Annotated in this window: 13 protein-coding genes and 2 pseudogenes; 3 read left to right on the top strand and 12 right to left on the bottom strand. The window is 65.1% G+C overall.

Features of this window, described 5'->3' with window-relative positions; all coding sequences use genetic code 11:
- The first annotated feature begins 273 nt into the window (after window positions 1–273).
- Complete coding sequence (locus tag CIT37_RS09730; protein ID WP_038948485.1) at window positions 274–1,422, top strand: M20 family metallopeptidase; 1,149 nt, start codon at window positions 274–276, stop codon at window positions 1,420–1,422.
- Between the two features lie 118 nt (window positions 1,423–1,540).
- On the opposite strand, the gene CIT37_RS09725 is transcribed toward CIT37_RS09730, so the two are convergent.
- The 12 genes and pseudogenes from CIT37_RS09725 to CIT37_RS09670 all read right to left on the bottom strand — a co-directional run bounded on the left by CIT37_RS09725 (window position 1,541) and on the right by CIT37_RS09670 (window position 11,979).
- Complete coding sequence (locus CIT37_RS09725; RefSeq protein ID WP_018318398.1) at window positions 1,541–1,699, bottom strand: hypothetical protein; 159 nt, start codon at window positions 1,697–1,699, stop codon at window positions 1,541–1,543.
- A gap of 94 nt (window positions 1,700–1,793) precedes the next feature.
- Window positions 1,794–2,375 (bottom strand): flavin reductase family protein, encoded by a 582-nt coding sequence (locus tag CIT37_RS09720; RefSeq protein WP_038970844.1) that lies wholly within the window; start codon window positions 2,373–2,375, stop codon window positions 1,794–1,796.
- Between the two features lie 32 nt (window positions 2,376–2,407).
- Window positions 2,408–3,043 (bottom strand): annotated as a pseudogene (locus CIT37_RS09715) (ABC transporter ATP-binding protein); the annotation flags it as partial.
- 212 nt (window positions 3,044–3,255) lie between these two features.
- Window positions 3,256–4,062, bottom strand: coding sequence for an aliphatic sulfonate ABC transporter permease SsuC (gene ssuC / locus CIT37_RS09710; protein ID WP_038970845.1), 807 nt, complete (start codon window positions 4,060–4,062; stop codon window positions 3,256–3,258).
- Window positions 4,059–5,056: pseudogene (locus CIT37_RS09705) on the bottom strand (LLM class flavin-dependent oxidoreductase). The gene ssuC and the pseudogene CIT37_RS09705 overlap by 4 nt, the downstream one beginning before the upstream one ends.
- An 8-nt stretch (window positions 5,057–5,064) precedes the next feature.
- Window positions 5,065–6,018, bottom strand: a complete 954-nt coding sequence (locus tag CIT37_RS09700) for a sulfonate ABC transporter substrate-binding protein (RefSeq protein WP_095426628.1) — start codon at window positions 6,016–6,018, stop codon at window positions 5,065–5,067.
- Window positions 6,019–6,056: 38 nt separating this feature from the next.
- A complete protein-coding gene (locus tag CIT37_RS09695; RefSeq protein ID WP_028140219.1) occupies window positions 6,057–7,007 on the bottom strand; it encodes a sulfonate ABC transporter substrate-binding protein in 951 nt (316 codons plus the stop codon).
- A gap of 207 nt (window positions 7,008–7,214) precedes the next feature.
- Window positions 7,215–8,378 carry a cytochrome P450 gene (locus CIT37_RS09690; RefSeq protein ID WP_095426629.1) on the bottom strand — a complete coding sequence of 388 codons (1,164 nt, stop codon included), beginning with the start codon at window positions 8,376–8,378 and terminating at the stop codon, window positions 7,215–7,217.
- A gap of 88 nt (window positions 8,379–8,466) precedes the next feature.
- A complete protein-coding gene (locus CIT37_RS09685) occupies window positions 8,467–9,351 on the bottom strand; it encodes a L,D-transpeptidase (protein WP_095426630.1) in 885 nt (294 codons plus the stop codon).
- 152 nt (window positions 9,352–9,503) lie between these two features.
- A complete protein-coding gene (locus CIT37_RS09680) occupies window positions 9,504–10,292 on the bottom strand; it encodes a helix-turn-helix transcriptional regulator (RefSeq protein ID WP_038970848.1) in 789 nt (262 codons plus the stop codon).
- A 118-nt stretch (window positions 10,293–10,410) separates the two neighbouring features.
- A complete protein-coding gene (locus CIT37_RS09675; RefSeq protein ID WP_028140223.1) occupies window positions 10,411–10,764 on the bottom strand; it encodes a DUF2200 domain-containing protein in 354 nt (117 codons plus the stop codon).
- Window positions 10,765–10,773: 9 nt separating this feature from the next.
- The gene (locus CIT37_RS09670; RefSeq protein ID WP_028140224.1) at window positions 10,774–11,979 is read right to left on the bottom strand and encodes an LLM class flavin-dependent oxidoreductase; all 1,206 of its coding nucleotides are present in this window, start codon (window positions 11,977–11,979) and stop codon (window positions 10,774–10,776) included.
- Window positions 11,980–12,217: 238 nt separating this feature from the next.
- On the opposite strand from CIT37_RS09670, the gene napE reads away from it, so the two are divergent.
- Both napE and CIT37_RS09660 read left to right on the top strand, forming a co-directional pair.
- Window positions 12,218–12,406: a periplasmic nitrate reductase, NapE protein gene (gene napE / locus CIT37_RS09665; RefSeq protein WP_028140225.1), complete on the top strand. Its 189-nt coding sequence runs from the start codon at window positions 12,218–12,220 to the stop codon at window positions 12,404–12,406.
- Between the two features lie 19 nt (window positions 12,407–12,425).
- A complete protein-coding gene (locus CIT37_RS09660; RefSeq protein ID WP_028140226.1) occupies window positions 12,426–12,740 on the top strand; it encodes a chaperone NapD in 315 nt (104 codons plus the stop codon).
- The last annotated feature ends 3 nt before the right edge of the window (window positions 12,741–12,743 follow it).

Raw genomic sequence — 12,743 nt, 5'->3', positions numbered from 1 at the left:
CGGGTCCCGGGCGTTCTTCTTTGCGAGCGGGGCTCGCACCGCCGCCCCACCCTCCGCCGTCGTCCTGGCGAAAGCCATGACCCATTACGCCAGGGGGGAGTTTGGCGAAGATTCGTCGTTCGGTACCTCTATCGCCTTCAGTCGATAGATTCCGCGGTATGGGTCCCCGCGTTCGCGGGGACGACAGCGATGGACATGGCCGCACCGCGTTCTCCGACTAGGTCGCACGCATGCGAAGCCCTATAACCCCGCGTGAGAACCACGAGGGTAAACATGTCTCAATCTCAAATCACGGACTGGCTGGCATCGCAGCGGCAGGCGATGATCGATCTGCTTCGCGATGTCGTGAACATCGATTCCGGCTCCTACGACAAGGAGGGCGTCGATGCGGTCGGTGCGCGGTTCGAGCGGCATTTTGCCGAGCATGGCATTCCGTTCCGGCGCGAGAGCCACGACGCCTTCGGCGACGCGATCCATGCCGAGGTGGCCAAGCCCGGCAGCAACGAGAAGCCGGTGCTGTTGATGGGACACCGCGACACCGTGTTCGGCAAGGGTGAAGCGGAGCGGCGCCCGTTCACGATCAGGGACGGCCGCGCCTATGGGCCTGGCGTCGCCGACATGAAGTCCGGCGTCGTCATGAACATCTTCGTCGCGACCGCCTTCCACAAATTCGGCGGCAACCCGCATCCGATCAAGCTGCTGATCACCTCGGACGAGGAGATCGGCTCGCCCTCCTCGCGGCCCGTGATCGAGCGTGAAGGCCGCTCCGCCCGCGCCGTGTTCAATTCCGAGCCGGGCCGCCCCACCGGCAACGTCGTGACGGGCCGCAAGGGCGGCATCTTCATGCATCTCGGCATCACCGGCAAAGCCGCGCATTCCGGCGCCAATTTCGCCGCGGGTGTCAGCGCGATCGGCGAGCTCGCGCACAAGATCGTGCAGATCCACGCGCTCACGGATCTCGACAAGGGCATCACGCTCAATGTCGGCCTGGTCTCGGGCGGACAGTCCGTCAACACCACGGCGCCTTACGCCGAGGGCCAGATCGACCTGCGCTATGTCGATCCCGCGGATCGTGCGCGGGTGATGGACACGATCGAGACCATCGTCGCAACGTCTTACGTGCCGGGCACGCGTGCGACGCTGACCATCAAGGGCGAGTTCGTGCCCGTGGTGCAGAGCGCGGATTCGAAGGCGCTGTTCGAGAACTACCAGGCGGCTGCAAGAGAGGCCGGCCTCACCACGCTCCAGGGCGAGTTCTCCGGCGGCTGCGCCGATTCCGGCTTCACCGCCGCCGTGGGCACGCCGACCATCTGCGGCCTCGGGCCGGTCGGCGGCCTCGCGCACACGCCGGAGGAGTATCTCGATATCGACAGCATCGTGCCGCGCGCGCAAGCGCTGGCGCTGGCGATTTTGAGGGGATGAATGCAGGTGCCGTAGGGTGGGCAAAGCGAAGCGTGCCCACGATTTGACGGCAATTGGAACGAGATGGTGGGCACGGCGCAAGTGCGCCTTTGCCCACCCTACGAAACCTCCCGAGTGTCTACGAATAACTCGGCGCGTCCGGCTTGCGGAAGATGTGGATGGGATCGCCGGGGATGATCACGGGCTGGCCCGAGAACATCGCGTAGGCGTAGAGCGCGAGATAGGCGATCGCCAGCGCGCCGATGGCATAGAACGCCCAGGTCGCGACGCGCTTCATCGATCCGCTCCATTGCCGTCCCGGCGGGAGGCTCAGGCGCTTCTAGAGCGATGACGGGGAAAAGGCCAGCCTTCCGCGCCGGCCACCCGCGCGATCAAAGGCCGCGCCGGCCGCGCGCGGGAACGCTCACGTCCGCAAGCCTCGCGGCGTCCTCGTCCTGGTCGACCGCCACGTACTGGCCATGCCAATAGGCCAGCGCCGCGTTGCGGGTGGAATTCCTGACGTTCCTGACACGGCCGATGACGATGCCGTGCGAATGTCGCTCCACGATCTCCTCGACCTCGCAATCGAAGGCCGACAGCGCGCCGACGAGCAGCGGAACGCCCGAGACCGCCGTCACCCATTTGGCGCCCGTGAAACGGTCAGCGCCCTTCAGCCCGTCCTTGCCGGCAAAGCGTTCGGCGACGTCGAGCTGGTCGGCGTTGAGGATGTTCACGCCGAAAGCGCCGTGGCGCCGGATCAAGGGGAAGGACGAGGCGTCGCGATTGATGCTGACCAGCAGCGTCGGCGGCTCGACCGACAGCGAGGTCACCGAGGTCACCGTCATGCCGGTGATGTCCTTGCCCCGCCCGGCCGTGATGACGCTGACGCCGCCGGTGAGATGGCGCATGGCGCCGCGGAAATCGGCGGACGAGATGGGGATTTCAGTCATGAGATCGCGAGGCACTACATTCATGGCATGGTCCCCGAGACGGGGTTCCCTTGTATCTAGGTACGATCGTCCGCCGACAACAGGTGGCTCAGGATCGAGCCCTCCAGACCCGCAAGCTCGGCCGAGCCGCGCTGGCGCGGCCGGCCTGCGTGAACCACGACATCATGGGCGATGCGGCCCTCTTCGATCACCAGCACCCGGTCCGCCAGCGCCACGGCCTCGGCGACGTCATGGGTCACCAAAATCGCAGTAAAGCCCTGGTCGCGCCAGACACGCTCCAAAAGGCGCTGCATCGAGATCCGGGTCAGCGCATCCAGCGCACCAAGCGGCTCGTCGAAGGCCAGCACGCGCGGACGGGAAACCAGCGCACGGCCGAGCGCGACGCGCTGCTTCTGGCCGCCCGACAGCACCGACGGCCACTGGTCGCGCTTGTCGGCAAGGCCGACCTCGCTCAAGGCCTTCTCGGCGCGCGCATGGGCATCGGCGGAGGCACGATCGCGGCCGAGGCCAACCTCGACATTGGCCAGCACCCGCGCCCAGGGCAGAAGCCGCGGCTCCTGGAACATGACGCGGATGTCCTCGGGCTGAATGTCCTGGCCGAAGCTGATGCTGCCGGCGTCGATCTTGTCGAGGCCCGCGATGAGGCGCAGCAGCGTGCTCTTGCCGCAACCACTTTTTCCCACGATGGCGACGAACTGGCCGGCGGGAATGTGCAAATCGATGCCGCGCAGCACCTCGTTGCTACCGAAGGATTTGCGCAAGCCCCGGATGCTGAGCGGCAGGCCGGTGCTTTGCGCCTCGCGCACGACGCGCGCGTGAGGCGCAAAATTGGCGCGGCTGGCGAGCTCGGTTTCCGGAAGGGAGCTACGAACGGCTGTCTGCATGTGATTCCCAGTATCTCTGCTCAATTTTTCTGGAAGGCGGGGTGCCAGGAGAGCGTCAAACGCTCCAGCACGCGGGAGGCGCTGTCGGCGAGCTTGCCGAGCAGGGCGTAGATCAGGATCGAGAGCACGACGACGTCGATCAGCATGAACTCGCGCGCCTGCATCGCCATGTAGCCGAGGCCCGATGACGCCGCGATGGTCTCGGCGACGATCAGGGTCAGCCACATGATGCCGAGCGCGAAGCGGATACCGACGAAGATCGACGGCAGCGCGCCCGGGAAGATCACACGGCGGAACAATTCGCCGTCGGTCATGCCGTAGATGCGGCCCATCTCGACCAGCTGCGGATCGACGGTGCGGATGCCGTGCAGCGTGTTGAGGTAGATCGGGAAGAACACGCCCAGCGCCACCAGGAACAGTTTTGCGCTCTCGTCGATGCCGAACCACAGGATGACCAGCGGGATCAGCGCCAGATGCGGCACGTTGCGCACCATCTGCAACGTGGTGTCGGTGAGTTTTGCCGAAAGCTGCGACAGGCCGTTGGCGAGGCCGAACGCGAAGCCGATGCTGCCGCCGATCAGGAAACCGATCGAGGCGCGCCAGAACGAGACCCAGATGTTGCGGACGAGCTCGCCGGAGAGCAGCAGCTTCCAGCCGGCGAGCAGGACGTCGCTCGGGGCCGGCAGCACCCGCGTCGGCACGAAGCCGGTCACGCTGGCGACCTGCCAGATCGCGATGATGGCGAGCGGCACGATCCACTGGATCAGGCCGTCGATCCGCGGCAAACGAAAGCTGCGCGGAAGTGAAACGCTGTCGATCACGCTCATGACTGCGACACCCGATGTTGCGGACGGAAGTCGCTGCCGACCGTCTCGCCGAACGGACCGCCGTTGAAGTGCAGCTTCGTCACGTTGGAGGGCTGCTCCAGCGAGAGCAGCGGGAACACCAGCTCGGCGAAGCGATAGGCCTCCTCCAGATGCGGATAGCCCGACATGATGAAGGTATCGATGCCGATCTCCTGATACTCCCTGATCCGGGCCGCCACCGTCTCGGCGTCGCCCACCAGCGCCGTGCCGGCGCCGCCACGCACGAGGCCGACGCCGGCCCACAGGTTCGGGGCGATCTCGAGCTTGTCGCGCTTGCCGCCGTGAAGCTGCGCCATGCGCTGCTGGCCGACGGAGTCCATGCGGGCAAAGTTCTTCTGCGCCAGCGCGATGGTGTCGTCGCTGACATGCCTGATCAGCTCGTTCGCGGCACCCCAGGCCTCCTCGTTGGTCCGCCGAAATAGAGCGGCGGGCGCGGCGACTGCACCGGCGGAAACAGCAGCTTGCCGCCCTCGACATGGATGTGCTTGCCCTCGACATTGACCGTCTTGCCGGCGAGCAGGTCGCTATAGACGCCCAGGAACTCGCGGGTGACCTCGTAGCGCTCGTCATGGCCGAGGAAGATGCCGTCGCCCTTGTTCTCGACGGGATCGCCGCCGGTGACGACGTTGACGAGCAGCCGGCCGCCCGTGACGCGATCGAGCGTCGCGGTCATGCGCGCCGCAACGCTCGGCGATTGCAGGCCGGGCCTGACAGCCACGAGGTAACGCAGCCGTTCGGTGAACGGTGCGACTGCGGAGGCGACGATCCAGGAATCCTCGCAGGACCGCCCGGTCGGCAGCAGCACGCCGAAATAGCCGAGCTGGTCGGCGGCCTGCGCGATCTGACGCAGATAGTTGAAATTGACCTCACGGCCGCCGACGCCGGTGCCGAGATAGCGGCCGTCGCCGTGGGTCGGCAGGAACCAGAGAATGTTGGTGTTGGGTTGCTTGCTCATGACCTTGCTCACGATCCTGACTTCCGAGCCACATCGGAGATCTTGATGGATTTGGGAATCAGGCCCAGCGCGAAGAACGCGTCGGCCACCTGCTGCTGGTCGGCGATGACGGTATCCGTGATCGGCTTGATGCCGTAGGACTGTCGCTTCAACGCCACCTCGACCACGGGCACCGACAATCCGATCGCCGGAGCAAGCTGCTCGGCCACCGCATGGATGTCGCCCTTGGCCCAGTCGTCGACCGTGCTGAGCTCGGCGAGCACGACGTCGACGATCTCAGGATTGGCACCGAGGAATTTCTTCGAGGCAAAGTAGAACTGATAGTTGGCGACGATGCCGGTGCCGTCAGCGAGCGTGCGCGCGCCGGTGGCCGCCTCCGCCGCCGCCTGGAACGGATCCCAGATCACCCAGGCATCGACCGCGCCGCGCTCGAAGGCGGCGCGCGCGTCGGCGGGTGCGAGGAACACGGGCTCAACTTCCGAATATTTCACGCCGGCTTTCTCCAGCGCCTTGACCAGGAGGTAGTGGACGTTAGAGCCCTTGTTGAGCGCGACCTTCTTGCCTTTGAGGTCGGCGACCGACTTCAGCGGACTGTCCTTTGGCACCAGGATCGCCTCGCCCTTCGGCGCCGGTGGCTCATAGGCGACGTACTGGATCGGCGCGCCGGCGGCCTGCGCGAAGATCGGCGGGGCTTCGCCGGTGTTGCCGAAATCGATCGCGCCGACATTAAGGGCTTCGAGCAGCGGCGGGCCGGAGGGGAATTCGGTCCACACCACCTTGTAGCCGTCGGCGGCGAGCTTCGGCTCGAGTGTGCCCTTGCTCTTGAGCAGCACCAGCTTGCCGTATTTCTGGTAGCCGATGCGGACCACCTTGTCCTGACCGTAGGACGTGCCGACCGCGGCGGCGACGATGCCGATCGACAGCACGACGGCCGCGATCAGACGCTGGATGATACGCCTCATGTTCAAACCCCTGTGTGTGGAAAGGCTGGTCGGCACGATCAGGCTGCCGGGTTGCGCCAGACGATGTCGCGGATCGCGATCGGCTTCGGGATCAGGCCGAGCTTGTAGAAGCGATCGGCGACGCCCTGCTGGGTCGCGACGATGTCATCGGTGACGGGCCCGACGACGAAGGACGACCGGTTCGCCGCGATGGTCTGGATCTCCAGCGGAATGCCGGTCACCGCGGCGAGAGACTTCGCGACCTCGTCGCGATGCTGCTCGGCCCATCTGGCGGTCGCGGTGGTGACGTCGACGATCTGCTGCAGGATCGCGCCGTGGTTCTTCGCGAAATCGCGGTTGGCGATGTAGAAGGAATTGGTCTTGGTGACCTCGCGCGCGTTGATCAGGATGCGGCCGCTCTGTTTGGTCTCACCGATCGCGAAGTACGGATCCCAGATCGCCCAGGCCTCGATGCTGCCATTGGCAAAGGCGGGGCCTGCGTCCGGCGGCGTCAGATAGACCGGTGTGATGTCGGCATAGGTGAGGCCCGCCTTCTCCAGCGTCTGCACCACGATGTTGTGCGCGCTGGAGCCCTTGGTGAAGCCGACACGCTTGCCTTTCAGCTCACCGATCGCGCGGATCGGCGAATCCTTTGGCACCAGAATGCCCTGGCCGTTGGTGATGGGCTGGCCCGCGGCATAGACGATCGCGGCGCCCGCGGCCTGCGCGAACACCGGCGGGGAATCACCGACCGCGCCGTAATCGACGCTGCCGACATTCATCGCCTCCATCATCGGCGGGCCCGAGGAGAACTCGACCCACTTCACCTCGATGCCCAGGGGCGTGAAATGTTTTTCCAGCGCGGCCTGCTGGCGCGTGATGACCAGCACGCCGTTCTTCTGGTAGCCGACACGAATTTCCTTCACCGCGCCTTGCGCGATCGCAGGCGAGGCGAGCGCAGCGGCGGCTGCGGTTCCGATGGAGAGCTTGAGAAAGTCACGACGCTGCATTCCACACTCCCGGCCGCGTGCGGCCGTCATCATTCACGTTTCAGGAATGATGGTGCGGGTTGTCAAAGCTGTCGAGACGTGCGGAAAAATAGCGATGCGAGCACTGCGCGTGCGGCAGCGCGCATGATTAATCTTTCAAGCTGCCGCGATGATGCAGAGGGATTTTTTCTGCACGCGAATGTGAGAGCCGCACGGATCTGGTCCCGGCTAATGCCATGTCACCGGCAGATTCTGCAGTCCGCGAAACGCCCAGCCGCCCACCCGCACCGGCTCGTCGTTGGCGATCTCGAGAAGCCTGGCGCGTGCGAACACGGTCGGCAGCGCGACGTCGGCGATCATGGCGCGAGAGGCCCATGCGCCGGCGCAAAAATGCGGGCCGGCGCCGAACGCGACGCTCTTGGTCGTATCACGCCGCACGTCGAACTGATCCGCGCGCTCAAAATGCCTCTCGTCGCGATTGGCGGAGCCGAACATCAGGAACACACGCTCGTCGAGCTCGAACGAAACGTCGCGGATGCTCCACGGCTTGGCGATACGCCGTGGCGACATGCCGATCGGCGAGATCCAGCGGGCATATTCCTCGAACGCCTCGAGCCAGGTCACCTTGCCCTTGCGCACCAGATCGAGCTGCTCGGGATGGGTCAGGAGCGCCCAGACCGTGCCGGCGATGGCCTTGCGCGGCTCATTCTGGCCGCCTGAGATCGCGAGTTTGACATTTGCCCGCACGCTGTCCATCGGCATGCCGGAGGCCACGAGCACGCCGAGGATGCTCTGGTCCGGGTTCTTCGTGATCACCGGCAGGATGTCGTCGATCGCAGCGTCGATGCCCGACGTCGCGGCATGGCAACGCGCCTCGACGGCGGGATCGCCGGCATAGTTGGCGATGCCCTCGATCATGCCTTGCGACCACGCGTCCATGTCGCCAAAGCCGATATTGGTGAGGCCGGTGATCGACTTCAGGCATTCGCCGGAGAACGGCAGCGCGAAGTCGCGCATGAAGTCGATCCGCCCCGGCGCGATCGCGTCGAGGATGCGGTCGGCATGGGCCTGGAATAGCGCGGTCCAATGCGCCTTCACCGTCTTCGGCGACACCGTCGGAAACATCGCGCGGCGCTCGAGCTGGTGCGCCTCGCCGTCCTTGCGCATCATGTTGTGGCCCATCAGCCGGTTCATCAGGCCGGCGGGCTGGTGCGAGGAGAACACGTCGATCTGCTTCTCGGAGATCGAGATGTCGTCGCGGCTGGTCAGCAGGGTCGAGCCGAGCTGCGGCACGAACGCGATCGGCGCTTCTTTCCGCATTGTCGCGAGCATCGGATAGGGATCGGCCCAGAACGCGACCGGGTCGATGTCGATGCGCGGCGCGGTGCTCAAAGCGGCCTCCCCGGATTGTCGTATCCTTCAGGCCAGACTAGCGAACTCCGCGGCCGGCGTCTGTCCCTAGCGATAGGGACAAACTGAGCTATCGCGCCTCGGCGATCCTTGGTCCAGATGGCAGCATCTGCGCATTGGCAGCCGAGGGGCGGCTCGACGGCGGTGCCGGGTCCGGCGACCGGGACGCGGCGTCGGGCGCGCCCGGGGACGGCCGGCGGGCAGCGCTTGCCGGAAGCACGATCACTTTCGCGCCGACCTTCACCCGTTCATAGAGGTCCGTGACGTCGTCATTGGTGAGCCGGATGCAGCCGGACGAAACGCGCTTGCCGATCGTAGCGGGGTTGTTGGTGCCGTGAATGCGATATTCGGTCTCCCCGAGATACATTGCGCGGGCGCCGAGCGGATTGCCGGGACCACCTGCCATGAAGCGCGGCAGATAAGGCTGGCGCGAGACCATCTCCACGGGCGGATGCCAATCCGGCCATTCGGCTTTACGGGCCACGGTCTGCTCACCGGACCACGTGAAACCTTCGCGGCCGACACCGATGCCGTAGCGCATCGCCTGCCTGTCGTTCAGGACGAAATAGAGGAATGTGTTTCCGGTATCGATGATGACCGTGCCCGGTGCCTGGCGGCTGGCATAGTCGACCACCTGCCGCACCAATGCTCCAGGAGCATCAGCGTCGGCTTTGGGCGGTTCGGCCAGAGGCGCCGGAACCGGTGCCGGAATCGGAGCTGCAGCCGGGGCCGGAACCGCCGCTGCGGCATGAACTGGAGGCGCCACGTAGACAGGAGACGACGATGCCCGGGCTTCCTGTGCGGGCGGCTTCCGTACCGGCTGCACGCCCGCCTGGCCGGACAGCAAACCGTACCCCAACGCGGCGACGGCCACGGCGCAAATTGCAACCCTCGCGGCCATCGAGATTGCGAGCGTCTCCGCCTTCCCACGTTTGGCCTTGGCCCGCTTAGCCATATCTTTCTCCAGGGGTCACTGTGCCTGAAGAGGTACCCAGCAAAATTTAAGAAACTTCGAAGCGATGCCGCGCAGACGGGAACCGTTGGCGATGGTTAACGCGGAATTCTTGTTCGGCGACATCAAGAATGGGATACCGCTTGATACTGCCCTCAGTTCAGGCCGTGAGGCCCCGCGAGCAGACCCAGCACGATCGAAAACAATTCGTTCTGCGAGGAGATGCCGAGCCGCTGATAGGCGCGCTTGCGGTAGGTCAGGGTCGAATGCAGGCTGATGCCGAGTTCTTGCGAGATTGCCTCGGAGCTGAAACCGAGCAGGATGCGACGGCAGACCTCCTGCTCACGCGGTGTCAGCGTGGAGAGCGGCGCGCGCGTGGCGAACAATGTGGCGAGGTTCTGGTCAGGCGTCGCGGTCGCGGTCTGCTGGAAATGACGGGCGACGCTGGCGCCGATCGCCGGTGCGATCGCCTGGAGCCGCTCGCGCTGGGCGGCGCTGAAACGGCCCTGGGCCGTGATGCGGTAGAAATTGACATAGAAGCAGGTGCCGCCGGTCCAGATCGCGGTCGCGCATTTGTCGACGATGCCGGACTCGTGGAAGAAGATCTTGCGGTAGCGCGCACCATACATGCGCGGCGCGAACGACGGCAGCATGATCGGCGCAGGGCCCTCGCCTTCGAACAGCGCATCGCGGTTGGGATCGGATTCATGGAAGTGCCCGGCATAGGCCGCGCCGAGATCGCCGCCGATCGGGATGTTGCCGGCATCGAGCAGGCAGGTCGCGGCACCGGCACGGCTCAGCGCGAACACCATGCAATGGCCGACATCGGCGTGGCGGCGCAGCGTGTCGATCAGGACTTTTGGGAAATCGGAGCGGCCGATGGCGAGCACCGCGGGCGCGATATCGCCTGCCGCTGCAGTTGTGGACGTCCCGCAAGGGCGCATCGTCTTCTCCCTGTCGCTTTTGACGTGGTCTACCAGCAATGGCGGCGCGCCGGAAGGCCGCTCTGCGTGGCAGATTGCGCGAACGTCGCTGAGCCGAATGGACGGTAGCCGCTCGAAATCACTTTCTTCGCAGAATCTGGTCCATTGTCTTTCCCCGGGCCAGTTCGTCGATCAGCTTATCCAAGTAACGGATTTCCCGCATCGTTGGCTCCTTGATGTCCTCCACTCGAACGCCACACACCGCGCCTTTGATGAGGGCGCGCGAGGGGTTGATTGCAGGGGCCTCTGCAAAGAAGGTCTCAAAATCCGTCTGTCCTTCCAGTTGGACTTGCAGCTCCTTCGGACCATAACCCGTCAACCAAGAGATGATCTGATCGACCTCGGCCTTCGAGCGCCCTTTCTTCTCCGCCTTCGCAACATAGAGCGGGTAAACGCTGGCGAAGCTGGTCGTGTAGATCCGGTGCTTTGGCAACGGAGCCCCCTACCCCGCCGCCGCCTTCGCCGGGGCGACACTGATCGCCAGCTTGCCGTAGCGGTCCGTAAAGGCCTCGGTGTCGATCTCCTCCAGCTTGATCTCGCCACTCATCACGCCCTGCTTCCAGGCTGCCTGCGCCGGGTCGTTCTGGAACTCCGGCATCACCTCGCGGCCGAACAGCTCCAGCGATTCGCAGATGTGCTCGTGGCTGTTCTTGCCGGCCTGGTTGAGCAGGATGACCTGGTCGATATGCGAGGACTGGAAGCGCTTCAGCTTCCTGCGGATCGTCTCCGGCGAGCCGATCAGGCCGCCGCGCAGCGCCGCCTCCTGCGCTTCAGGATTGTCGCGCTTCCACTTGTTGTACTCGTCCCACATGTTGACGGTGTAGGGCGCAGGCCGCTGGCGGTTCTGCGAGGCACCGTAGAAGCGCAGCGCGAACTGGAAGAAGGTGGCGCCGTCGGCGCGGGCGCGCGCCTCCTCGTCGGTCTTGGCGCACATGAAGAACGAGACCAGCGCCATGTTCGGGTTGATCTGGTAGTCCGCCAGTTTATGCAGCCGCTTGGTCATCGCGTTGTAATAGGCGTGCACCCAGGCATGCGCGGCGTCGGCGCTGACGAACTGGAAGCCGAGCGCGCCAAAGCCGTGACGGCCGGCACGCTCGATGGTCGGCAGTTGCGAGCACGCCATCCACAACGGCGGATGCGGCTTCTGCACCGGCTTTGGCACGACGTTGCGCAGGGGGATATCGAAATACTTGCCGTGATGCTCGCTGCCCGCGTCCTTGAACATCGGGAAGATCGCGGCAACGGCTTCCTCGAACACTTCCTTCTTGGTCTCCATGTCGCGGCCGAACGGCGTGAGTTCGGTGATCGAGGCGCTCTCGCCCATGCCGAACTCGCAGCGGCCGTTAGAGAGCAGATCGAGCACCGCGACACGCTCGGCAACGCGCGCCGGATGATTGGTGGTGAGCTGCAGGATGCCGTGCCCGAGCCGGATGTTCCTGGTGCGCTGGCTTGCTGCAGCGAGGAAGGATTCCGGTGACGGCGAGTGCGAATATTCCTCGAGGAAGTGATGCTCGACCACCCAGGCATGGTCGTAGCCGAGCTTGTCGGCAAGCTCCATCTGCGTCAGCGCGTTCTGGTACAGGGCGAGCTCGTCGCCAGCCACCCAGGGCCGCGGCAGTTGCAGCTCGTAGAAGATGCCGAACTTCATGGCGTCGTTCTCCCGCGATTATTGTTGTTAATGGCATCTTAATGAGCGGGGTCGCGCTGTCCATGGCTGCTCGCCATCACGGGCTCGAATCAGCCATGCGAAATGCGACGACTTAGTTGATGCAAGGCGCATTGATCCATGTCAGAATCGGCGGTCTCCGGCGATATAGTTTGACAAGTTCACGGAGCGACGGCCGTAAGCCGTCAAGATCTTAGGCACTGCAAGAGAGAGACCGGATATGCCGGCCCCCGGCGACGACACGACTGGGCGTTTGCGCCAACGGCGCATGGAGATCTTCGCGTTCCTGTTCCTGACGGCGGTCGTGATGCCCGTCCTCGCGGTCGGGACCGTCGGCAGCTACGGGCTGGCCGTGTGGATCTACCAGATGTTCGCGGGCCCGCCCGGCCCGCCTCCGACCCCGCATTGATATCCAGAAAGGCAGGCATATGGCCCAAGCCAAACTCAACCGTCGCGCGCTGATCACGGGACAGGTGCTCGGCGCCGACCGCATCGTGCCCCCGCCCGGGGGCGAGATTGCCAGTATCGTGGTGCAGGCGCGCCCCGAGCATCTCGCCGACGTCGAAGCCGACATCACCGCCCTCGCGGGCTGCGAGATTTACGGCCGCGACGTGCGTGGCAAGCTCGTGGTCGTGGCCGAGGCGCTGGACGCCGGCAGCCTCGGCACCATGCTCAACACCATCCAATCCCTGCGACACGTTTATTCCGCGGCGCTCGTCTTCCACGCCATCGAAACCGCCTAAAGA

The organism is Bradyrhizobium ottawaense (assembly GCF_002278135.3).
GTDB lineage: Bacteria > Pseudomonadota > Alphaproteobacteria > Rhizobiales > Xanthobacteraceae > Bradyrhizobium > Bradyrhizobium ottawaense.
The sequence above is the reverse complement of the archived record's forward strand: the minus strand, read 5'-3'. Positions and strand labels throughout refer to the sequence as shown.